Origin of the sequence: Corynebacterium frankenforstense DSM 45800, from assembly GCF_001941485.1 — a bacterium.
Classification (GTDB): Bacteria; Actinomycetota; Actinomycetes; order Mycobacteriales; family Mycobacteriaceae; genus Corynebacterium; species Corynebacterium frankenforstense.
On the sequence record NZ_CP009247.1, the window covers coordinates 905,535 to 926,287 of the forward strand.

General features: G+C 71.6%; 20 protein-coding genes. 9 read left to right on the plus strand and 11 right to left on the minus strand.

All coding sequences use genetic code 11. The annotated features are described in order from the left end of the window. Positions 1 to 107: 107 nt before the first annotated feature. The gene (locus tag CFRA_RS03970) at positions 108 to 1,349 is read left to right on the plus strand and encodes an alpha-amylase family protein (RefSeq protein ID WP_075663560.1); all 1,242 of its coding nucleotides are present in this window, start codon (positions 108 to 110) and stop codon (positions 1,347 to 1,349) included. An 18-nt stretch (positions 1,350 to 1,367) separates the two neighbouring features. Here the strand turns inward: CFRA_RS03970 and CFRA_RS03975 are convergent, their stop codons facing one another. Then, entirely contained in the window at positions 1,368 to 1,787 is a 420-nt protein-coding gene (locus CFRA_RS03975; protein ID WP_075663561.1) for a DUF5997 family protein, read from the minus strand. Positions 1,788 to 1,811: 24 nt separating this feature from the next. Between CFRA_RS03975 and CFRA_RS03980 the strand changes: the two genes are divergently transcribed. The 4 genes from CFRA_RS03980 (at position 1,812) to CFRA_RS03995 (ending at position 5,592) form a co-directional block, all read left to right on the plus strand. Further along, complete coding sequence (locus tag CFRA_RS03980) at positions 1,812 to 2,630, plus strand: LysR substrate-binding domain-containing protein (protein ID WP_075663562.1); 819 nt, start codon at positions 1,812 to 1,814, stop codon at positions 2,628 to 2,630. 178 nt (positions 2,631 to 2,808) lie between these two features. Then, a complete protein-coding gene (locus CFRA_RS03985) occupies positions 2,809 to 3,396 on the plus strand; it encodes an LGFP repeat-containing protein (RefSeq protein WP_075663563.1) in 588 nt (195 codons plus the stop codon). Between the two features lie 208 nt (positions 3,397 to 3,604). Continuing rightward, complete coding sequence (phoH2, locus tag CFRA_RS03990; protein ID WP_075663564.1) at positions 3,605 to 4,981, plus strand: RNA 5'-3' helicase PhoH2; 1,377 nt, start codon at positions 3,605 to 3,607, stop codon at positions 4,979 to 4,981. Between the two features lie 59 nt (positions 4,982 to 5,040). Next, positions 5,041 to 5,592 (plus strand): GNAT family N-acetyltransferase, encoded by a 552-nt coding sequence (locus CFRA_RS03995; RefSeq protein WP_075663565.1) that lies wholly within the window; start codon positions 5,041 to 5,043, stop codon positions 5,590 to 5,592. Between the two features lie 130 nt (positions 5,593 to 5,722). Here CFRA_RS03995 and CFRA_RS04000 read toward each other — a convergent pair whose 3' ends face one another. The 4 genes from CFRA_RS04000 to glpX all read right to left on the minus strand — a co-directional run bounded on the left by CFRA_RS04000 (position 5,723) and on the right by glpX (position 10,929). Then, positions 5,723 to 7,204, minus strand: a complete 1,482-nt coding sequence (locus CFRA_RS04000) for an MDR family MFS transporter (RefSeq protein WP_083667024.1) — start codon at positions 7,202 to 7,204, stop codon at positions 5,723 to 5,725. Positions 7,205 to 7,352: 148 nt separating this feature from the next. Continuing rightward, positions 7,353 to 8,144, minus strand: coding sequence for a TetR family transcriptional regulator (locus CFRA_RS11720; RefSeq protein WP_211272337.1), 792 nt, complete (start codon positions 8,142 to 8,144; stop codon positions 7,353 to 7,355). Positions 8,145 to 8,348: 204 nt separating this feature from the next. Beyond that, entirely contained in the window at positions 8,349 to 9,752 is a 1,404-nt protein-coding gene (locus tag CFRA_RS04010; RefSeq protein WP_075663566.1) for a class II fumarate hydratase, read from the minus strand. A 145-nt stretch (positions 9,753 to 9,897) separates the two neighbouring features. Further along, positions 9,898 to 10,929, minus strand: coding sequence for a class II fructose-bisphosphatase (gene glpX / locus CFRA_RS04015; protein WP_075663567.1), 1,032 nt, complete (start codon positions 10,927 to 10,929; stop codon positions 9,898 to 9,900). A gap of 238 nt (positions 10,930 to 11,167) precedes the next feature. Between glpX and CFRA_RS04020 the strand changes: the two genes are divergently transcribed. Together CFRA_RS04020 and CFRA_RS04025 are read left to right on the plus strand one after the other, a co-directional pair. Next, positions 11,168 to 11,749 carry a DUF4245 domain-containing protein gene (locus CFRA_RS04020; protein WP_156887959.1) on the plus strand — a complete coding sequence of 194 codons (582 nt, stop codon included), beginning with the start codon at positions 11,168 to 11,170 and terminating at the stop codon, positions 11,747 to 11,749. 112 nt (positions 11,750 to 11,861) lie between these two features. Continuing rightward, positions 11,862 to 12,965: a DUF3500 domain-containing protein gene (locus tag CFRA_RS04025; protein ID WP_156887960.1), complete on the plus strand. Its 1,104-nt coding sequence runs from the start codon at positions 11,862 to 11,864 to the stop codon at positions 12,963 to 12,965. 54 nt (positions 12,966 to 13,019) lie between these two features. On the opposite strand, the gene CFRA_RS11420 is transcribed toward CFRA_RS04025, so the two are convergent. Together CFRA_RS11420 and xseA are read right to left on the minus strand one after the other, a co-directional pair. Then, positions 13,020 to 13,400 carry an exodeoxyribonuclease VII small subunit gene (locus CFRA_RS11420; protein ID WP_083666812.1) on the minus strand — a complete coding sequence of 127 codons (381 nt, stop codon included), beginning with the start codon at positions 13,398 to 13,400 and terminating at the stop codon, positions 13,020 to 13,022. A 32-nt stretch (positions 13,401 to 13,432) separates the two neighbouring features. After that, positions 13,433 to 14,674: an exodeoxyribonuclease VII large subunit gene (xseA, locus tag CFRA_RS04035; protein WP_075663570.1), complete on the minus strand. Its 1,242-nt coding sequence runs from the start codon at positions 14,672 to 14,674 to the stop codon at positions 13,433 to 13,435. Positions 14,675 to 14,824: 150 nt separating this feature from the next. Here xseA and CFRA_RS04040 point away from each other — a divergent pair, with 150 nt between their 5' ends. Further along, positions 14,825 to 15,811: a 4-hydroxy-3-methylbut-2-enyl diphosphate reductase gene (locus CFRA_RS04040; protein ID WP_075663571.1), complete on the plus strand. Its 987-nt coding sequence runs from the start codon at positions 14,825 to 14,827 to the stop codon at positions 15,809 to 15,811. A gap of 12 nt (positions 15,812 to 15,823) precedes the next feature. Here the strand turns inward: CFRA_RS04040 and CFRA_RS04045 are convergent, their stop codons facing one another. The 4 genes from CFRA_RS04045 to CFRA_RS04060 form a co-directional block, all read right to left on the minus strand. Next, complete coding sequence (locus CFRA_RS04045) at positions 15,824 to 16,792, minus strand: DUF6542 domain-containing protein (protein WP_075663572.1); 969 nt, start codon at positions 16,790 to 16,792, stop codon at positions 15,824 to 15,826. Continuing rightward, entirely contained in the window at positions 16,773 to 17,963 is a 1,191-nt protein-coding gene (locus tag CFRA_RS04050; RefSeq protein ID WP_075663573.1) for a DNA recombination protein RmuC, read from the minus strand. Before CFRA_RS04050 ends, CFRA_RS04045 begins: the two co-directional genes overlap by 20 nt. Positions 17,964 to 17,998: 35 nt before the next feature. Continuing rightward, positions 17,999 to 19,441 (minus strand): AI-2E family transporter, encoded by a 1,443-nt coding sequence (locus tag CFRA_RS04055; protein ID WP_245797747.1) that lies wholly within the window; start codon positions 19,439 to 19,441, stop codon positions 17,999 to 18,001. 261 nt (positions 19,442 to 19,702) lie between these two features. Beyond that, positions 19,703 to 20,155 carry a MarR family winged helix-turn-helix transcriptional regulator gene (locus CFRA_RS04060; RefSeq protein ID WP_075663575.1) on the minus strand — a complete coding sequence of 151 codons (453 nt, stop codon included), beginning with the start codon at positions 20,153 to 20,155 and terminating at the stop codon, positions 19,703 to 19,705. Positions 20,156 to 20,292: 137 nt separating this feature from the next. Between CFRA_RS04060 and CFRA_RS04065 the strand changes: the two genes are divergently transcribed. After that, entirely contained in the window at positions 20,293 to 20,709 is a 417-nt protein-coding gene (locus CFRA_RS04065) for a DUF6069 family protein (protein WP_075663576.1), read from the plus strand. Positions 20,710 to 20,753 lie beyond the last annotated feature (44 nt).

Sequence of the window (20,753 nt, forward strand, 5' to 3'; positions counted from 1 at the left end):
CCCCGGAGACGGGGCGGCACCCGCCGACGGGGCGGCACCCGCCGACGGGGCGGCACCCGCCGAGGGTGCACCGCGCGGCGTCGCCAAGCGGAAACGGAGAGCAGACCGTGAACCTCGACTACGCCATCTGGTGGCACGTCTACCCCCTCGGCGCGTGCGGGGCACCCGTGCGCGACCGCGCCGGCGACGACGCCGCGCCGCGACTGCGCCGCCTGGAGCCCTGGCTCGACTACGTCGTGCGGCTGGGCTGCAACGGGCTGCTGCTCGGCCCGATCTTCGAGTCCGTCGCGCACGGCTACGACACGCTCGACCACTACCGCATCGACCGGCGCCTAGGCGACGAGGAGGACTTCCGCCGCCTCATCGAGGCCGCGCACGCCCGCGGGCTGGACGTGATTCTCGACGGCGTGTTCAACCACGTCGCCGCCACCCACCCCTTCGTGGACGAGGGCGGTCCGGTGCGCCGCGACGCCGAGGGGAACGTCGCCGGCTGGGAGGGCGACGGCACGCTCGCCGAGCTCGACCACGCGGACCCGCGCACCGCGGACTTCGTCGTCGACGTCATGCGCCACTGGCTGGACCGGGGGATCTCCGGGTGGCGGCTGGACGTCGCCTACGCGGTGCCCACGGAGTTCTGGGCGGAGGTCGTCGACCGGGTGCACGAGACGCACCCGGACGCGAAGTTCCTCGGCGAGATGATCCACGGCGACTACGCGGAGTTCGGCCTGGCCTCGCACCTGGACACGGTCACCCAGTACGAGCTGTGGAAGGCCGTGTGGAGCTCGCTGAAGGACGCGAACTTCTTCGAGCTGGCCCACGCGCTGGGCCGCCACCACGACTTCTCCGCGAAGCTGCTCATGCAGACCTTCGTGGGCAACCACGACGTCGACCGCATCGCCGGCACCGTCGGCGACGCCGGCGCGGTGCTCGCCGCCACCGTGCTGTTCACCGTGCCCGGGCTGCCGAGCGTCTACTACGGCGACGAGCAGGCCTTCCGCGGCGCGAAGGGGGAGGGCTGGGGCGCCGACGACGCGCTGCGCCCGCCGCTTCCCGCCACCCCGGAGGAGCTCTCGGGGCTCGGCCGCTGGCTCTACCCGGTCTACGAGGCGCTCATCGCGCTGCGCCGGCGCCACCCGTGGCTGACCCACGGCGACGTCGAGGTCGTCGACACGGAGAACACGCGCCTGGTCTACCGGGTCACCGGCACCGCCGACGGCGCCGGGCACCGCGCGGACGTGGAGCTCGAGGTCTCCGGACCGGTGCCCGAGAACAAAGAGGCGCCGTACCCGGAGGGCACGGCGCGCGTCACCGTCGACGGTGAGGTGGAGTTCTCCTGGCCGCGGCGCTAGGCGCGGCCGGTTTCCGGGTCAGTCTTCCTCGGCCGGGGCCCCGGCGTCGTCTGCCGGAGCCTCGGCCCCGGTCTCTTCCTTCTTGCCTTCCTCGCCGCGGGCGGCCTCACGCTCGGCGCGCAGCCACTCGGGCTGGTCGGCGAGCAGCGCCTCGATCTCGGCGGTGGTCAGGGGTCCGGCGGAGTCGTGCCGCTTCAGCGCGGCGATGGTCACGCCCAGCTTGGCGGCGACCACGGGCCGCGGGTGCGGGCCCTTCTCACGCAGCTCGGTCAGCCACTGCGGCGGATTGTGCTGCAGTTCGCGCAGCTCCGCGTGGGTGACGGCGTTGTCCTGGAACTCCTGGGGGGTTGCGGGCAGATAGACGCCGAGCTTGCGCGCGGCGGTCTGCGGCTTCATCGCCCGGCCTGAGGGGCGGCGTCCGGCCAGTTCTTCGCTCATGGGCCTCACGGTAGCATTACCGCCATGTTGACCTTGAGTTTCGCCACCGGTTGCGAGCCCGGCAAGTGGCTGCGCCGCTACCGGCAGACCACCGCGCACGGGGGAGTGGAGGCCGCCGCCTCCGACGACCCCGTCGCCGAGGTGCTCGACGGCCGGGTCACCCTGGCGCTCGTGCGGCTTCCCGACCCGCGCGTCGAGGCCGCGCTGGGGGAGCTGCACAAGGTCGAGCTCTACGACGAGGCCCCGGGCGTCGCGGTGCCCAAGGACAGCGTCTTCGCCGAGCTCGGCGAGGCGGTGCGCTTCGCCGACCTCGAGGACGAGACCGTGCACTACCGGCCCGCCGCCGACGGCACCGTCGACATCGCCCAGGTGCGCACCATGCTGCCTGTCGTCGGGGCGAACGTGGGCGTCGTGCTCGCCCCGCGCCCGGTGCTCAAGGTCCTGGCCAAGCGCCAGGTGGTGCCGTTGACGCTTGCCGACGCCGCGCAGGTCGGCGTGGTGCCCACCCGCGTGGCGCTGGTGTGGCGACGCGAGGCGGACTCGGACGCGGTGCAGGACTTCGTCGGCGTGGCCAAGGGGCGCACGGCGAACTCGACCAGGCGCGCCAACCCCCGCGGCGCGCGGGGGAGCGGCGGCCGGGGTGGGGCCCGGAATGACAAGACGGGCAAGAACGGCAAGGCCTGCAAGGGTGCCATGGCCGGGAAGGGAGCCAAGGCCGGTAAGGGGGCGGGCACCGGAAATGACAGGAAGGGCAAGGGACCCAGGAAGTCCGGCAGGTCCGGCCGGGGCGGGGGACGCCCGGGTCGCGGGCGAGGCGGACGCGGCGGCCGCGGGCGGCGGTGAGCGGGCCACGTGTGCGGTGCCGGCGGCGCTGAGCGGGGCCGGGCCGGTGTTGCGGAGCCGTTGCGCCGTCGCTACGCCGGGTCACGGGAATGTCACAGTTGTCACGCGAGGTGGCACGGGGACGGCCACATGGCGCACCATGGAAAGGTACACAGACTCTGCAAGAAAGGTCTTCATCATGAACCGTTCCCTCACCCGTCGCGTGCTCGCCGGCGCCGCTGCCGGTGCCTTGGCCCTCGGCCTGGTCGCCTGCTCGGATGACGGCAACGACGGCTCGATCGACGAGACCGTGACCTCCAGCGCCGTGACCAGCGAGGCGGACGCCTCCGACTCCTCGGAGACCGCCTCCGAGTCCGCCGCGGAGTCCGCCTCCGAGTCCGAGGGCGCCGAGGGCGAGACCCAGGAGATCGAGACCGCCGGCGGCGAGAAGGTCGCCGTGCCGGGCGCGCTGGCGAAGGCCATCGAGGAGCACGAGTCCGACTTCGGCCAGGTCACCGACGTCGAGGAGGGCGAGAACGGCACCGTCGCCACCTTCGAGAACGGCGACCGTATCGTCTACTCCGAGGAGACCGGCCCGGTCGAGCTGGTGGGCAAGATCGGCGAGACCTGGGACGAGCAGGGCGGCCTGGACGCCGAGATCGGCCTGCCGACCGAGCCGGAGAAGGACGCCTCCGAGGCCACCGGCTGGACCCAGGAGTTCCAGAACGGCACCATCTCCTGGATCGACGAGGGCTCCGGCTTCGGCGCCGACATCCAGCAGAACTAACGTCCAGCGGACCTGGCGGTCCCGCACCTTCGTGGTGCGGGGCCGTTTTCGTCTACTGGGGCCGGTGTGACTCGAGGGGAAAAGGGCCACCGGAAGTACCAGGCACAGTCACCGACCGTTCATATACCAGCAATGTAATTCCCGCATACGGCCCTTAGCCTCGGCGGTGGACAGAGGAAAACCCGGCCTACCGAGGAGACGTCCCGACATGACCAGCCCGATCACGCGCACCGCAGAGCACGCCGAGCGAGAGGAGGAGGGTCGGGTGGCCACTCGGACCTACGTCATCGACACCTCCGTGATCCTCTCCGACCCGCACTGCCTGACCAAGTTCGCCGAGCACGACGTCGTGCTCCCGCTCGTGGTCATCAGCGAGCTCGAGGACAAGCGCCACCACCCGGACCTCGGCTGGTTCGCCCGCGAGGCGCTGCGCCACCTCGAGGAGCTGCGCGCGACCTACGAGCGCCTCGACCGCCCGGTGCCCGTCAACGTCGAGGGCGGCACCCTCGTCGTCGAGCTCAACCACCAGGACCAGTCGATCCTGCCCGCCGCCTTCCGCGGTCCCGGCGGTGACCAGCGCATCCTGGCCTGCGCGCTCAACCTGCGCGAGGAGGGCCGCGACGTCACCCTGGTGACCAAGGACGTCCCGCTGCGCGTCAAGGCCGGCGCCGTCGGCCTGCCGGCGGACGAGTACCACGCCCAGGACGTCGTGCTCACCGGCTACTCGGGCATGGCGCGCGTGCACGTGCCCGGCGAGGTCGTCGACGCCCTCTTCGCCGACGGCGAGCTCGACTTCGACCACCCCGGCCTGGCCGACGTGGTCACCGACGACGGCGAGAATCTCGAGGACCTGCCCGTGCACTGCGGCGTGAAGTTCGCCGCGCTCTCCCAGTCCGCCCTGGGGCGGGTGACCGCCACCGGCGTGCGCCTGGTGCGCGGCGACGCCCAGGCCTTCGGGCTGACCGGCCGCTCCGCCGAGCAGCGCATCGCCCTCGACCTGCTCAACGACCCGGAGATCGGCATCGTCTCCATCGGCGGGCGCGCCGGCACCGGCAAGTCGGCGCTGGCCCTGTGCGCCGGCCTCGAGTCCGTCCTCGAGCGCGGCGAGCACCGCCGCATCATCGTCTTCCGCCCCCTCTACGCCGTGGGCGGGCAGACCCTGGGCTACCTGCCCGGCAACGAGGACGAGAAGATGAACCCCTGGGCGCAGGCCGTGCACGACACGCTGTCCAGCCTGGTCTCCCAGAACGTCCTCGACGAGATCGAGGACCGCGGGCTGCTCGAGGTGCTGCCCCTGACCCACATCCGCGGCCGCAGCCTGCACGACGCCTTCGTCATCGTCGACGAGGCGCAGTCGCTGGAGCGCAACGTGCTGCTGACCGTGCTGTCCCGCCTGGGCGCGCGTTCCCGGGTCGTGCTCACCCACGACGTCGCCCAGCGCGACAACCTGCGCGTCGGCCGCCACGACGGCGTGCAGGCCGTCATCGAGAAGCTCAAGGACCACCACCTGTTCGCCCACGTGACGCTGCGCCGCTCCGAGCGCTCCGAGATCGCCGAACTGGTCACCGAGCTGCTCGGGGACTGAATCGGAGGCGTCCGACCAACTGGTTGCGCGCCCCGCGCAGAGACAGGAAAATGGTGGGTATGGCAGAAAAGACCTTCATCGTCCGGGACTTCCGCCAGGGAGACTTCCCGCAGGTCCAGGAGATCTACGAGCACGGCCTGAACACCGGGCACGCCTCCTACGAGCGTCGTGCCTGGGACTGGGAGAAATTCAGCACCTCGAAGCTGATGGAGAGCGTCCAGGTCGCCGTCGACAAGGAGGACGACGCGAAGCTGCTCGGCTGGGTCGCAGCCGCCCCGGTCTCCTCGCGCCGCGTCTTCAGCGGCGTGGTCGAGGACTCGATCTACATCTCCCCGGACGCCCAGGGCCGCGGCGTGGCCAGCGCCCTGCTCGACGCGCTGATCGAGCGCGTCTCCGAGATGGGCAAGTGGGCCATCCACTCCTGGATCTTCCCGGAGAACGAGGGCTCGGCGCGTCTGCACGCCTCCCGCGGCTTCGAGAAGGTGGGCACCTACCACCACCTGGCCAAGATGCCCTACGGCGAGCTCGCCGGCCAGTGGCGCGACACCGACGTCTGGGAGAAGCTGTTGCCCAAGCCCGAGATCCACGTCGACGACCTGCCCGACAGCTGACCTTCCCCGCGGCCCGCCCGGCCCCGGGCCGAGACGAAGCACAAAGAAGAAGCGCCCGCCCCCTGCACAGGGGACGGGCGCTTCCGCACGCTCGCGCACGCTGCGCGGCGTCGGCAATCTCAGTGCCGGATCAGGAGATGGTCTCCTTGAGGGTGTCGGCGCGGATGCCGATCAGGATCAGCCCGCAGATCAGGGCGACCGGGGCGAGCAGCAGGAAGATCGGGGTCAGCGCGTCGTTGTAGCTGGACTCGATGGCGACCATGATCGGCTCGGGAAGCGAGTTGACCATGTCCGGGGTCAGCCGCGCGCTGTCGATCTGCTGCAGCTGGCCGCCGGCCTGGGCGCCCGCCTGGCCCATGGATGCCATGGCCTCGGGGATGCGCTCGGCGAGCAGGTCCTTCAGCTTGTCCACGAACAGGCCGCCGACCAGGGCCGCGCCGACCGAACCGCCGATCTGGCGGAAGAAGTTGTTCGCGGCGGTGACGGTGCCGACCTCGCGGACGGCGAAGGAGTTCTGCACGATGAGCACGAGCACCTGCATGGCGCAGCCGATGCCGAAGCCGAAGACGAAGATGCGCAGGCCCACGCCGGTCAGGCTGGTCTCACGGTCCAGGCGCGACATCAGGATCAGCCCGGCGGTGACGATGAACATGCCCGCGATCGGGAAGACCTTGTAGTTGCCGGTGCGCGAAACCAGGCCGCCGACGGCGATCGAGGTGCCCATCACGCCGACCATCATCCAGATCAGCATCAGACCGGCCGAGGTCGGGGACAGGCCGTGGACCATCTGCAGGTAGGTCGGGAAGTAGGCCAGCGAGCCGAACATGAAGATGCCGATGCCGAAGCCGGCGACGGTGGTCAGCACGAAGTTGCGGTTGGCGAACAGACGCATCGGCACCAGCGGGTCGTCCGCACGCAGCTCGACGAAGACGAAGAGCGCGCCCACGACGAAGAAGGTGACGATCAGCCCGATGATCACCGGGTCCGACCACTCGTACTCATTGCCGCCCCAGGTGGTCACGAGGACCAGGGCCGCGGTGGCGATCGCCATCGTCGCGGTGCCCGCCCAGTCGAGGTTGAGGCGGCGCTCCCGCTCGGGCAGGCGCAGCAGGAAGGAGACGGCCACGATCGCGATCAGGCCGAGCGGGACGTTGAGCCACAGGCCCCAGCGCCAGCCGGGACCGTCGGTGAACCAGCCGCCGAGCACCGGGCCGAGCACCGAGGAGACGGCGAAGGCCGAGCCCATGACGCCCATGTACTTGCCGCGCTCGCGCGGGGTGGTCACCTCGGCGGTGATGGCCTGGGAGAGGATCATCATGCCGCCGCCGGAGATGCCCTGCAGCACGCGGGCGACGATGAGCACGGCCATGGAGTTGGCCAGCCCGCCGAGCAGGGAGCCGACGACGAAGAGGCCGTTGGCGAAGATGAACAGGCCCTTGCGCCCGAGCTGGTCGCCGAGCTTGCCGAAGATCGGCAGCGAGATGGTCTGGCCGAGCAGGAAGCCGGTGATCACCCAGCTCATGTGCTCCACGCCGCCGAGCTCGCCGACGATGGTCGGCAGCGCGGTGGAGAAGATCATCTGGCCCAGCGAGCTCATCAGCATGGAGAGCATCAGCGAGGCGATGATCCAGGGCAGCAGGCGGCGGGTCTCGGCCGGGATGCCGGAGGGGTGCGTGGCCTCGGGCGTGGGGGACGGGGCGGCGGTGTCGGGCGTGTGGTCGCCGGCGTCGTGCTTGGCGACGGCCGCGGTCGCGGTCGGGTCAGTGGTGCTCACCGGTGGCCTCCTTTCGGGTCTCGGGGGAAGTGTTCTGTGTGTTCTGTGTGACCGGGGTTTCCGGTGTTTTCGGTGTTTCCGGTGCTTCCGGGGCACCCGGGGGCGCCGGGGCGGCCGTGGCGTCGGGGTCCGGGTGCAGGGAGAGGCGCAGCAGGTTGCGCAGCGCCTCGCGGCACGTGGGCTTGAGGTCCTCGAGCACGCTGTCCGGCTGCCGGATCCAGGCGTGCATGCCGACGCGGAGCGCGGTGCCGCACAGCGCCACCGCGTACAGCGCCTCCTGCTCGACCGGCATGTCCGGGGCCGAGCGGGCCCCGGGGTGACGCTCGAGGAACGCCGTCATGATCCCGGAGTAGGCGGAGTACAGCTCAGGGTCCCGGTAGTACCTCTGGATCACCGAACCCGGGGCCTGCCGGTTGAGGACCTTGCGGCGCTTGATCACCTTCAGGCTCGGGGTGCGCCCGCCGGGGGCGGCGGCCAGCACCGAGCAGTCGAAGTAGAAGTACAACAGGTCGACCAGCGGCTCGGCGTGCTCCGCCTCGATGAAGGCGGCGCCGGAGTCCTCGGAGGGCGGCTCGAGCGGCAGCCCGTAGACGGCCGTCTCCTTGGAGTCGACGTAGTTGAAGAAGGTGCGACGGGCGATGCCGGCGACCTCGCAGATCTCCTCGACGGTGACGCAGTCGAAGCCGCGCTCGAGGACGAGCGCGGTCGCCGCGTCCTCGATCGCGTCAAAGGTCGCCCGCCGCTTGGTCTCGCGCAGGCTCAGGTTCTCTTCGGTCACGGCGGACCAACTTAGTGCTATCAGTGCACTGGGTGCAAGTATGCACGCCGTGCAGGTTTCCGGTGCAGGTCAGGGAGATCGGCGGGGCGCGCCGGCACGGTCGCCGGGCCCGGCGTGGTCGCGGCGCGCAGAGAGAAACCCGCCCCGGCCGCGGGTGCGGTCGGGGCGGGTCGGTTGTGCGGTGTGCCGGTCAGCGGCGGGGGATCACTCGTCGCGGTCGGTGTTGCACATGCTCAGCACGTCGAGGCGACGGTCGAGCTCCTCCTCGGTGAGGTTCTCGCCGTCGACGAAGCCGAGGTCGATGACGGCCTGGCGCACGGTGATCTTCTCGTGCAGGGCGTGTTTGGCGGCCTTGGCGGCGTTCTCGTAGCCGATCGCCGAGTTCAGCGGGGTGACGATCGAGGTCGAGGACTCGGCGAAGTGACGCATGCGGTCCGTGTTCGGCTCGATGCCGTCGACGCAGTTCTCCGCGAAGACGCGGGCGACGTTGGACAGCAGGCGGGCGGACTCGAGCACGTTGCGCGCCATCATCGGGATGAAGACGTTGAGCTCGAACTGGCCCTGGGTACCGCCGAAGGCGACGGCGGCGTCGTTGCCGATGACCTGGGCGGCGACCTGGGTGGCCGACTCGCACAGCACCGGGTTGACCTTGCCCGGCATGATCGAGGAACCCGGCTGCAGGTCCTTGAGGTGGATCTCGGCCAGGCCGGTCAGCGGGCCGGAGCCCATCAGGCGGATGTCGTTGGCGATCTTGTACAGCGAGACCGCGATGGTGCGCATCGCGCCCGAGTACTCGACCAGGGCGTCGCGGGCGGCCTGCGCCTCGAAGTGGTTGCGGGCCTCGCGCAGCTGCTCCAGGCCGGTGAGCTTCTTGAGCTCCTCGGTGACCTTCGCGCCGAAGTCGGCGGAGGTGTTCAGGCCGGTGCCGGTGGCGGTGCCGCCGATGGCCAGCTCGCCCAGGCGCGGCAGGGTGGCCTCGACGCGCTCGATGCCGGCGGCGATCTGGTGGGCGTAGCCGCTGAACTCCTGGCCCAGGGTGACCGGGGTGGCGTCCATGAGGTGGGTGCGACCGGACTTGACGATCTCCTCCCACTCGTGGGCCTTCTTGTCCAGGGAGTCGTGCAGGACCTTCAGGGCCGGGATCAGGTGGTTGACGGCCGACTCGGTCGCGGCGACGTGGGTGGCCGTCGGGAAGGTGTCGTTGGAGGACTGGCCCATGTTGACGTGGTCGTTCGGGTGGATCTCGACGCCGTTGGCGTGCGCGATCGACGCGATGACCTCGTTGGTGTTCATGTTCGACGAGGTGCCCGAACCGGTCTGGAAGACGTCGATCGGGAACTGGTCGTCGTGCTGGTTGTCGGCGATCTCGCGGGCGGCCGCGATGATCGCGTCGGCCTTCTCGGCGTCCAGCGCGCCGGAGTCCTTGTTGACCTGGGCGCAGGCGGCCTTCAGGAGGCCGAGCGCACGGATCTGGGTCGCCTCGAGGCCGCGGCCCGAGACCGGGAAGTTCTGCACCGCGCGCTGGGTCTGCGCACGCCACAGAGCGTCGACGGGCACCTTGACCTCACCCATCGTGTCGTGCTCGATGCGGTATTCCTGATCTGCCATGACTGTCTCAACCACTTTCATCTGCTGGTGTTAGTTAAGTGTTCTCCGGTGCGCTCACCGACGGGGGAGCGCCGGGCGTGGCACCGGGTCCGACGCGGGGCGCGAAGCCCCGGTGTCGGACCCGGGATCCAGTGTGCCCGAAAACTCAGGCGTTCGGGTCGGAGTAGTCGACCACGGCGTACTCCTGCAGCTTCTTGAGCAGGTGGCGCGACTCGACGTAGCGCACCGTGCCCGACTTGGAGCGCATGACCACCGAACGGGTGGTGGCGCCGGCGTTGCGGTAGGTCACGCCGCGCAGCATGTCGCCGTTGGTCACGCCGGTGGCGGCGAAGTAGCAGTTGTCGGAGGTGACCAGGTCGTTGGTGGTCAGCACGCGGCCCAGGTCGTGGCCGGCGTTGCGGGCCTTGGCGGCCTCCTCGTCGTTGCGCGGGGCCAGGATGCCCTGGATCTCGCCGCCCATCGACTTCATGGCGCAGGCGGTGATGATGCCCTCCGGGGTACCGCCGGTGCCCATGCAGATGTCGACCGAGTTGAAGGTCGTGTCCTGGGCGGCGGCGACGGAACCGGCGACGTCGCCGTCGGAGATCAGGCGCACCTTCGCGCCGGCGCGGCGGATCTCGGCGATGAGGTCCTTGTGGCGCGGACGGTCCAGCACGACGACGTTGACCTCGGAGGGGCGGATGCCCTTGGCCTTGGCCACGGCGTTGATGTTGTGCGCGACCGGGGCCTCGATGTCGATGGAGCCGGCGGCCTCCGGGCCCACGGCGATCTTCTTCATGTAGAACACCGCCGACGGGTCGTACATGGTGCCGCGCTCGGCGGCCGCGATCACGGAGATGGCGTTCTGGCGACCCTCGGCCATCAGGGTCGTGCCGTCGACCGGGTCCACGGCGATGTCGACCTCGGCGCCGAAACCGGTGCCGACCTCCTCGCCGTTGAACAGCATCGGGGCCTCGTCCTTCTCGCCCTCGCCGATGACGACGACGCCCTTCATGTTCACGGAGTTGATCAGCGCGCGCATCGCGTCGACGGCGGCGCCGTCGCCCTCGTTCTTCATTCCGCGGCCCACCCAGCGGCCCGAGGCCAGCGCGGCGGCCTCGGTGACGCGGACGAGCTCCATGGCGAGGTTGCGGTCGGGAGCCTCGTGGCCCTGAGTGCCGTGCTTTTCGGTGGTCATACTGGCAATTCCTCCTGGGAGACCGGTTCTTGGGTACCACTTATATTCTTGCACTTTCCGGGATGGAACCGGAGTGACGTGCACCCCTGGAATAGGGCAGTGCCGCGAACACCACCGTCGGGCCGGTGTGCGTGCCCTCCCACGGGTGCGGTCATCCGGAGTCTGCGGGCACGCCTGAGGTGGGCGCCTGAGGTGGGCGGCTGCGGCCGTGTCCCGCGGGCATGCGATACTGGGGCGCGTGTCGGAGAAACCCAGGATCTTCAACGGAACGCGGGACATGGTCCTCACCCTTCTGGTGATGGGCGTGATCGTCGTTCTCGCGGTCGCGCCGACCGGGATGTGCTCCTTCGAACCGGGACGGCCGGAGAACGGGCCCGTCCGCGAGGTCGACGCGGGGACCTTCCTGCGCATGGAGGCCGCGAGCCTGGGCGTGCCCGTGCGCGACCCGGGCGTGCCCGAGGGCTGGACGCCGAACTCCGCGCGCCGCGGCACCGCCGGCGGCGAGGAGGCCGCCGTGACCGGCTACATCACCGCCGACGAGGGCTATCTCCAGCTGACCCAGACGGGGGCGGACGAGCAGGCCGCCGCCGCGACCGAGGGCCGTGAGAAGACCGGCGAGCGCCAGATCGCGGGTGCCACCGTCTCGGTCTACGCGGCCGACAGCGACGAGGTCCGCGACATCTGGGCCGTCGACCTCGGCGAGACCCGCGCCCTGGTCAGCGGTGCGGCCCCCGAGTCCGACTGGGAGACCCTCACCGAGGCGGTGGTCGAGGCCCCGGTCATCGACCAGAACCCCGGGGAGGGGGAGGGCCGGGCCTGACGGTGGCGGCCCTGCGCCAGATACTCCCCGCGTCGGATATTCCCCGCAACGCTGCGGGAGTTCACAGGGGCACATTCAGGCCGCACACAGGTCCGGGAGCACAATGGAGAGCATGCGTTTGACGTCCAGGTCCGCGACCCCCGTCGGCTTCCGCCGCCGGCGCCGCGTGGCCGCCCTCGTGCCGCTGGTCGTGCTCGGCGTGATCAGCGTCGGCGGCGTCGTGGCGCTCGTCCGCAATGACGGCCTGACCTCGGCCCGCGGCGAGGAGCCCGAGTCCCTGGCCGTCGGCTCCCTGGTCGCCCCCGCCGAGCGCGACGCCGCTGAGGACCAGGAGGAGCCCGACGAAGCGGCCCGCGGCACCGGGTCCCTGCGCACCGGTTCCGTGCCCGCCGCGGACCCGACCGCGGCCGGTGACACGGTGGCGAGGGTGACGCTCAGCGCGGTCGACTTCATGGAGTCCCTCGGTGACGTCCAGCGCGCCCAGCTGACCGGCCGCGGCCTGGACAGCCGCGAACTCGACGGCCGCCAACTGGCCGCGGTCAAGCGCCTGGCGCGCGTCCTGGTCAGCGACACGGCCTACTCCGCCCTCGCGGAGAGCGGCGACGGGAACGCGACCGACGACCTGCACCTGAGGATGAGCGGCGACCCGCTCGGCGGCGAGACCTGGTCGGTGCGCGCCGAGGGGGAGGACCTCGACGTCGGCGCGGCCGTCGACCCGAAGGGCCGGACCGTCACCGTCGCCCCGGCTCGCGCCAGCTTCGCCGCCGCCGACAACGGCCGCGGTGCGGAGCCGCGCACCCCGGTGCTGGGCATGTACGGCTCGGCCTTCGCCTTCTTCAACTCGCTGACCCACGAGCAGCGCACCGCCGTCTACCGCGACTCCACCCCCGAGGCCTCCGAGTGCCTCGAGGACGTCTCCTGTGACCGCCCCGACGTCGACGGGCTCAAGGGCAGCGAGCTCAACGACGCCCAGAAGCACCTGCTGCTCGACATGGTCGCCGACTGGGTCGACCTGACCTCACCGAAGTCCGGCAAGACCGTGCTGCGCGAGTTCACCGAGGACATCGACTCCGTCTCCGTCGAGTGGTCGGGCGCGACCGTCTACGACATGTCCCAGGGCGACGGCATCGGCCTGCGGCTGAAGGGCGAGCCCGGCTACTTCGAGTTCGCCAACTCCGACTGGACCGCCGCGCGCAGCGTCTACCTGCGCGGCTGAGCGGGTCGGCCCGCACCCACGATTGACGACGCCGCGCGTGCGGCGTCGTTTCTGCTACTGCCGCGCGTTCGCGCCCGCGTCCTGCGCGCCCGTGCCCGGGTTCTGCGCGTCCGCCCCGGGACCCTGCTGACCGCCGTCGCGGCGGGCGAGGGCGTCCTCGACCTTCTTCGAGGCCCGCGCGAGCTGGCGCTCGCAGTGGCCGGCCAGCTCCTCGGCGCGCTCCCAGTAGCGCAGCGACTCGTCCAGGCTCATCTGGCCGAGCTCGAGGATCTTGACGATCTCGACGAGCTGGTCGCGCGCGGTCTCGTAGTTGAGCTGGTCGACCGGCGGGAAGGCGTCCTCACCGGGCTCGCCGGTGCCGAAGGCGTCGCGGTTGGCGTGCTGCTGGTTGGACTGGTTGGGCTGATTCGGCTGGTTGGCGTTCGGCTGGGTCATCGTGGATCTCCTCTGGAAGTTGACGGGGCGGGTCAGTCGGCGGGACGGGTGGACATGCCGGCGGCGGTGATCGAGCCGTCGGTCACCCGGATGCGCAGCTGGCTTCCGGGCGGGGTTTGGCCGATCTCCGTGACCACCTCCGGCGGGGTGCCGTCGCGCGGGACGACCTGGACCACCGAGTAGCCACGGGCCAGCGTGGCCGCGGGGCCGAGCGTGGCGACCCGGGCGCGCAGCCCGGTGACCCGCTCGCGCTCGCGGGCGAGCAGCTGACTGATGTCGCGGCGGGCCAGGTCGAGCGCGCGCCCGATCTCCTCACGCCGCGTCTCGATCGGGGTCATCGGGTTGGCCAGCACCGGCCGCGAGCGCAGCTGGCTGAGGCCGCGCTCCTCGCGGCGGACCCAGTTGCGCAGGGCGGCCGCGGCGCGGGCGCGGGCCTCGGCGAGCAGGTCGCGCTCGGCGGCGACGTCCGGGACCACGCGCTTGGCCGCGTCCGTCGGCGTGGCCGCGCGCAGGTCCGCGACGTTGTCGAGCACCGGGTGGTCCGGCTCGTGGCCGATCGCGGAGACGACCGGCGTGCCCGCGGCCGCCACGGCCCGCTGCAGGGCCTCCTCGGAGAAGGGCAGCAGGTCCTCGACCGAGCCGCCGCCGCGGGCGATGATGATGACGTCGACCTCCGGGTCGGCGTCGAGGGTGCGCAGCGCCTCGATGACCTTCGGCGCGGCGTCGGCGCCCTGCACGGGCGTGTGCACGGTGCGGAAGGCGACCTCGGGCCAGCGGTCCTCGGCCACCGAGCGCACGTCGCGCTCGGCCGCGGAGTCGCGCGAGGTGATCAGCCCGATCAGCTGCGGCAGGTACGGCAGCCGGCGCTTGCGGGACGGGTCGAAGAGGCCCTCGCCGGCCAGCTGGTTGCGCAGCGCCTCGATGCGGGCGAGCAGCTCGCCCACGCCGACGGGGCGGATCTCGGTGGTCCACAGCGAAAACTCGCCGCGCCCCGCATAGAAGGCGGGTTTACCGCGCACGACGACCCGCGCGCCGTCGTCAAGCGGCACGGGCGAGTCGCGCACGAGCTTGGCCGGGCACGTCAGTTTCACGCTGGCCTGGCGCTCGGTGTCGCGCAGCGTCAGGTAGGCCAGCTTCCAGTTCGGCTTCGCGGCGACCTGGGTGAGCTGACCTTCGACCCAGATCGTGCCCATTCGCTCGACCCAGCCCTTGACCATGTCGTTGAGCCGGCTGACGGGGACCGGCCGTTCGGCGCTGGTGACCATTTTGCCCATGGCGCAGAGTCTATCGCCGCGTCCCCGCGGCCCGCCGGGCGCACCGCGCGGGCCTGTGGATGACACCGTCTCCGCCCCCGTGCCTGTGGAAGATCCGTACGGCGCGCCGCGCGTTGTGCCCCGTGGACCGGGCTGGGTACGGTGGGGCGCATGAGTGAAGGAGACAAGCAGGTGCTGCTCGCCGCGCCCCGCGGCTACTGCGCGGGTGTCGACCGTGCGGTGGAGACCGTGGAGAAGGCGCTGGAGAAGTACGGCGCCCCCGTGTACGTGCGCAAGGAGATCGTGCACAACCGCTACGTGGTGGACACGCTGGCCGAACGCGGGGTCATCTTCGTCGACGAGACCGACGAGGTGCCCGAGGGCGCCCACCTGGTCTTCTCCGCCCACGGCGTCAGCCCCGCGGTGCGCGACTCGGCCGACGGCCTGCAGCTGCGCACCCTCGACGCGACCTGTCCGCTGGTGACCAAGGTCCACAACGAGGTCAAGCGCTTCGCCCGCGACGGCTACCACATCCTGCTCATCGGCCACGAGGGCCACGAGGAGGTCGAAGGCACCGCGGGAGAGGCCCCGGAGGTCACCCACCTCGTCGACGGCGTCGAGGGCGTGGCGAAGCTCCCGGACTTCCTCGACGACGAGAAGCTGATCTGGCTGTCCCAGACCACGCTGTCGGTCGACGAGACCCTGCAGATCCGCCAGGAGCTGCACCGCCGCTTCCCGCAGCTGGAGGACCCGCCGAGCGACGACATCTGCTACGCCACCCAGAACCGCCAGGTCGCCGTCAAGGCGATCGCGGAGCGCTGCGAGCTGATGATCGTCGTCGGCTCCCAGAACTCCTCGAACTCGAAGCGGCTCGTGGAGGTCGCCCTGCAGGCCGGCGCCGAGCACGCGCACCTGATCGACTACGCCGAGCAGATCGACCCGGCCTGGCTCGAGGGTGTCGGGACCGTCGGGGTGACCTCGGGGGCCAGCGTGCCGGAGATCCTGGTGCGCACCGTCGTCGAGCGCCTGGGGGAGTACGGCTTCGGCGACGTCGAGGAGGTCACCACGGCCTCCGAGACGATCACCTTCGCGCTGCCGCGGGACCTGCGTCCGGCGCGCACCCGCAAGGGCGCGGCCCGGGCAGCACAGTCGTCCTGAGGCCGCTGCGGCTCAGTCCTCGTAGAGGTCGCGGTTGAGCGACTCGCGGCGCTGACGCCGCGCCTCGTTGCGCCGGATCAGCTCCTGCACGGTGACCTGCTGGCTGCGGCGCGTGGCGCGCTCCGAGGTGCGCTCGCGGCGGTCGCGACGGCCCTTGCGCGAGCGCCGCTCGCCGCGCGGCTCCTTCGCCCCGTCGTCGGCGGTGCGCCGGCGGGCGGGCCGACCGGTGCGGCCGGTCCGCTCCGGGCGCTCACCACGGCCGGCCTTCTCTCCGCGTGTGGTCCGCTCGGTCCGCTCGGTCCGCTCGGGGCGGTCCGCGCGCTTCGGGCGCTCGGCGCGCTCCTGCCGCGGGGGACGGGCGACACGCGTGGAGGCGGCGGTGCCGGCCACGGCCGCCTCGTCCTCGGGGATGTCGCCCTCGGCCCGCGCTGAGGTGCCCCGCTCCTCGCCGGCACCCGCACGGCGGCGGGCACGCGTGGCGGTGTAGCGGTTGCGGCGGTCCTCCTCGGCGTCGCGGCGGCGGGTCGCCTGCCGTTGGCGGTGGCTGCGGGCCAGGTTGCGGTGCAGCAGGCGCAGGCGCAGCCAGGCGATGAGCGCGGCGCCGGCGACCACGAGCGCGAGCACGGGGAAGAACTGGAAGACCGGGTAGATCATCGTGATGATCGCCGTCGTCGAGGTGCCCGAGACGTTCGGGCTGAGCTGGCGGCCGATCAACCAGGCTGTGGCCAGCGTGAAGACGACGAAGCTCAGCGGCATCGTGGCCACGGTCAGGAAGAGCCCGCGCGGCTGCGTGAAGAGGGCGACGACCACGGCGGCGACGGCGAAGCACGTCAGGTAGAGGGCGCCCATCTCCTGGTTGAACAGGCTGATGAGCATCCCCGTGGCCAGCGCGGCGATCACGATGGCCACGCCGGACCACACCGGCAGCCCGACGGCGCCGAGGTCGGAGGCGGTGCGGAATCTACGGGTCGTGTGGGACACGGTCCGCAATCTTACCGTGACGTCCGCCCTCGACCGAGGCGGGTCGGGGCCGCGTGGCGGGCTGCGGGTCGCGCACCTCGCGGTCGGTGCGGGCGGGCACGCCCATCTCGGCGAGCCGGCGGGCGGTCACGCCGACGCGCGAGTCCAGCGAGCCGAGCGTGGAGTTGTAGGCCTCGACGGTGCGGTCGAGCGCCCGGCCGACCTGGGCGTAGTGCTCGTTGAGGGTGCCCAGGCGGGTGTAGAGCTGCCGGCCGAGGCGGTGGATCTCGCGGGCCTTGTCGGAGAAGTCCTCCTGGCGCCAGCCGAGCGCGACGGTGCGCAGCAGGGCGAACAGGGTGGTCGGTGTGGCGATGACCACGGAGTTGGCCATGCCGTACTCGAGGATCTCGGGGTCGACCTGCAGCGCGGAGTCCAGGAACGGGTCGGCCGGCACGAAGAGTACGACGAACTCCGGGGTGGGGGAGAAGGCGGCGACGTACTCGCGGCGGGCCAGCTCGGCGACGTGCGAGCGCAGCTGGTGGGCGTGGCGGCGCAGGAAGGCGGCGTGCTCCTCCGGGTCGTCGGTCTCCAGCGCGTCGAGGTAGGCGGCGTAGGGTACCTTCGCGTCGACGACGATGCTGCGCCCGCCGGCGAGGTGGACGACCATGTCCGGCTTGACCAGCTTGCCCTCCATCCGGGCGGTGACCTGGGTGTCGAAGTCGCAGTGCTCGACCATCCCGCCGAGTTCGACGACGCGGGAGAGCTGCATCTCGCCCCAGCGGCCGCGCACCTGCGGGGAGCGCAGCGAGGCGACGAGCCGGTCGGTGCGGTCGGAGAGCCGGGTGGAGGTGCGCGTCATCGCCTGGACCTGACTGGTCAGCGCGGCCATGGTGGCCGCGCGGTCGCGGTCCATGCCGCGCAGCTCGGCGCCGAGGCGGCCGACGGCCTCGTTCAACGGCGCGATGGAGGCGGCCACGTCGGAAACGCGGGCGGGCGGGTTCGCCGTGGCTGCGTCGGGAGTGCCGACGCCCCACCCGTCGCCGTCGCCGGTTCCGTCGCCGCGGGCGACCTCGCGACCGGGTGCGCCGCTTCCTCCAGGCACGGTCGCGACGCGGCCGCGCCCCCAGGCGAGCCAGCCGCCGACGACGCCGAGGACGAGGCCGACGAGCAGGGAGACAATGTGAATCGGCATGCCTCCCAGACTGGCACAGGCGCGTGACGGGCGGCCTAGCGGCGGCGCAACTTGTCGAACACGGCTGCGACCTTGCGGGCGCCGGCGGCGGTCGCGGTGCCGACCGCGGCGGTGCCCCGGGCCAGTCCGGAGCGCCTCTCAGCGCCGTCGGAGTCCTCGCGGTCCGCACCGCCGAACCAGCCGCCCGCGCCGAAGCCGGGCAGGTGGCCGCGGCCCGCGGCCGCGGCGCCCTCGGGCGCCGCCTCGACCGGGGCGTCGGGGTCGCCCGCGGCGGCGACGCGCACGGCGTCGTGAAGCTCGGCGCGCATGCGCTGGCCCTCCTCCTCGGCGACGGTGCCCACGGCGACGCCCGCACGGGTGACGAAGTTGATCTCGTCGAGGCCGCGCTCGCCGGAGCGCAGCATCATGATGTCCTGCGTGTAGCGGAAGGCCACGGCGATCATCGCGGCCATCGGCACGGCCAGGAAGGCGCCGGCGATGTTGAACAGGCCGCCGCCGACGGTGACGGAGACCAGCACGATGACCGGGTGCAGGTTCATCGCCTTCGACTGCAGCAGCGGGGAGAGCACGTTGCCCTCGAGCTGCTGGACGGCGACGATGAGCACGAGCGTGATCAGCGCCTGCGGCACGCCGAGGGAGACCAGCGCGATGAGCACGGCCAGGGCGCCGGCGCTGACGGCACCGACGATCGGGATGAATCCGGCGACGAAGGTGATGATCGCCAGCGCGAGCGCCATGGGCACGCCGATGAAGTACAGGCCGACACCGATGCAGACCGCGTCGACGGCGGAGACGACCGCCTGGGCGCGGATGTAGCCGCCCAGCGAGCGCCAGGCGCGGGTGAGCAGCTCGGTCAGGTGCCAGCCCTGGCGGCGGCCGACCACGCGGCGCACCCAGGGCAGGAACTTGTGGCCGTCCTTGAGGAAGAAGAAGGTCAGCACGAAGACGACGACGAGGGTGAAGGCCATCGAGGTCACCGTCGAGATGCCCGCGAACACACCGCCGGCGATGGTGCCGGCCTGGTTCTGGATCCAGGAGACGGCCTCGTTGATGGCCTGGTCGAAGTCCTCGCTGTCGAGGTTGACCGGCGGGCCCTGCAGCCACAGGCGCAGGCGCTGGATGCCCTCGACGGCCTGCAGGATCATCGCCTGCGACTGTCGGGCGACGTCCGGGGCGACCACGGCGAAGACCGCGCCGACGACGCCGAAGAAGCCGAGCAGCGTGATCAGCGCGGCCAGCCCGCCGGGCACGTGGTGGCGGCGCAGCCAGCCGGTCGGCGAGGCGAGCACGGTGCACAGGATCAGGGCGATGATCACCGGGAAGATGCCGGCCCAGAACTTGCCCAGCACGAACCAGGCGCCGTAGGCGGTCACGCAGATGACGAGGACCTGCACGCAGACCTTCGCCGCGTCGCGCAGGGCGCGCAGCATGACCACGGAGCGGTCGACCTCGTCGCTGCCGGCGTCGACGGTGCTCATCGCGTCGGTGCGGCGCGCGTCGCTGACCGGCGTGTACGGCTCCTCGTCCGGGGCGGTGTGCTCGGCGTCGGGGAGCTGTTCCGCCTCGTCGGGGCCGATTGACGACGCCGCGCGCGCCTCGCCGTCGTCGGTTCCGTTGCGACGGTGCGTTGTCTCCTCGTTGTCACTCACGCCCACCATCTTGCCGTACCGGCGCGACGGCGGCCCGCGGGGTGCCCGGTGTCGGTGCGGCGAAGTTGCCGCGGGGCGGTCGGGGTCGGGTTAGTCAGCGGTGCGTGGGTGGAGGTCTTCGGCCGCGGGGGTGGCGGCGAGCACCTCCTCGAGGAGCTCAAGGAGCTGTCGACGCTGCGCGGCGGTCAGCGTCGCGCCGAACATCGGGCCCGCGGCGACCTGTGCGGCGAGTCGGTCGCGTGTCTCTTCGCCGCTGTCGGTGAGTTGGACGAGGCGCGTGCGCCTGTCGGCTCCGGGCACCCGCTCGGCGAGTCCCCGACGGGCCAGCTGATCGGCGATGCCGGTGACGTGGGAGGGGTCACATGCGAGCTCGGCGGCGATGTGACGCATGGACATCGGCTTCTCGAGGAGCAGCACCGCACGCGCAAGGTGCAGGGGCAGCCCGCACGACTGTGCCGCTCGGTTGAAGGCGTGCTTGGCGGCCTCCGCGGTCTTGACCAGTGTCCGGGCCAGGGTGCGCGATTCCGCGACGGTGATGTCCATGCCTGCAGGGTACCCACCGCGAAAAATAATTGACTAATCAAGGAATAACTCCGGAGCTGGGGTGTTACAGGTAGATGAGTAGTCAATGGTTCACTACTCAAGTAAATAGTTCTCGAACCTGGAGGAGACGCCACGAGATGAACACCAAGAACAAAGTGCCCGGTGGTGCAGCGACCACCAGAGGCCTCGTCCGCACCGCGCTGGCCGCCGTGGGGGCCGCGACCGGCAACCTGCTCATCTGGCTCGTCGCGCGTGCCGCGGGCGCCTCGATGCTCGTGGACGCGGGCAACTACTCGGAGGTGGGGGCCGGCCTGACGGTCGGGGCGAGCTTCGTGCCCCTGGTCGTCGCGGGAGCGGTCACCTGGCTGCTCGCGGCCCGCTGGCCGCGCGTGCGCGGGATCGCCCGCTGGGCCGGCGTGACGCTCGCGCTCGTCTCGTGCGTGAGCCCCTTCCTCGCCGCCTCCGGCGGAACGTCCTGGGCGCTCGCCGCCATGCACGTCGTCGGGGCGCTGGCCTGGTACCTGGTCACCGCGCCGACCTCAAAGCGCCGCTAGCCCTCCCGGGCAAGGCCGGCCGGAAGTCCGGCCCAGAGGCGGAC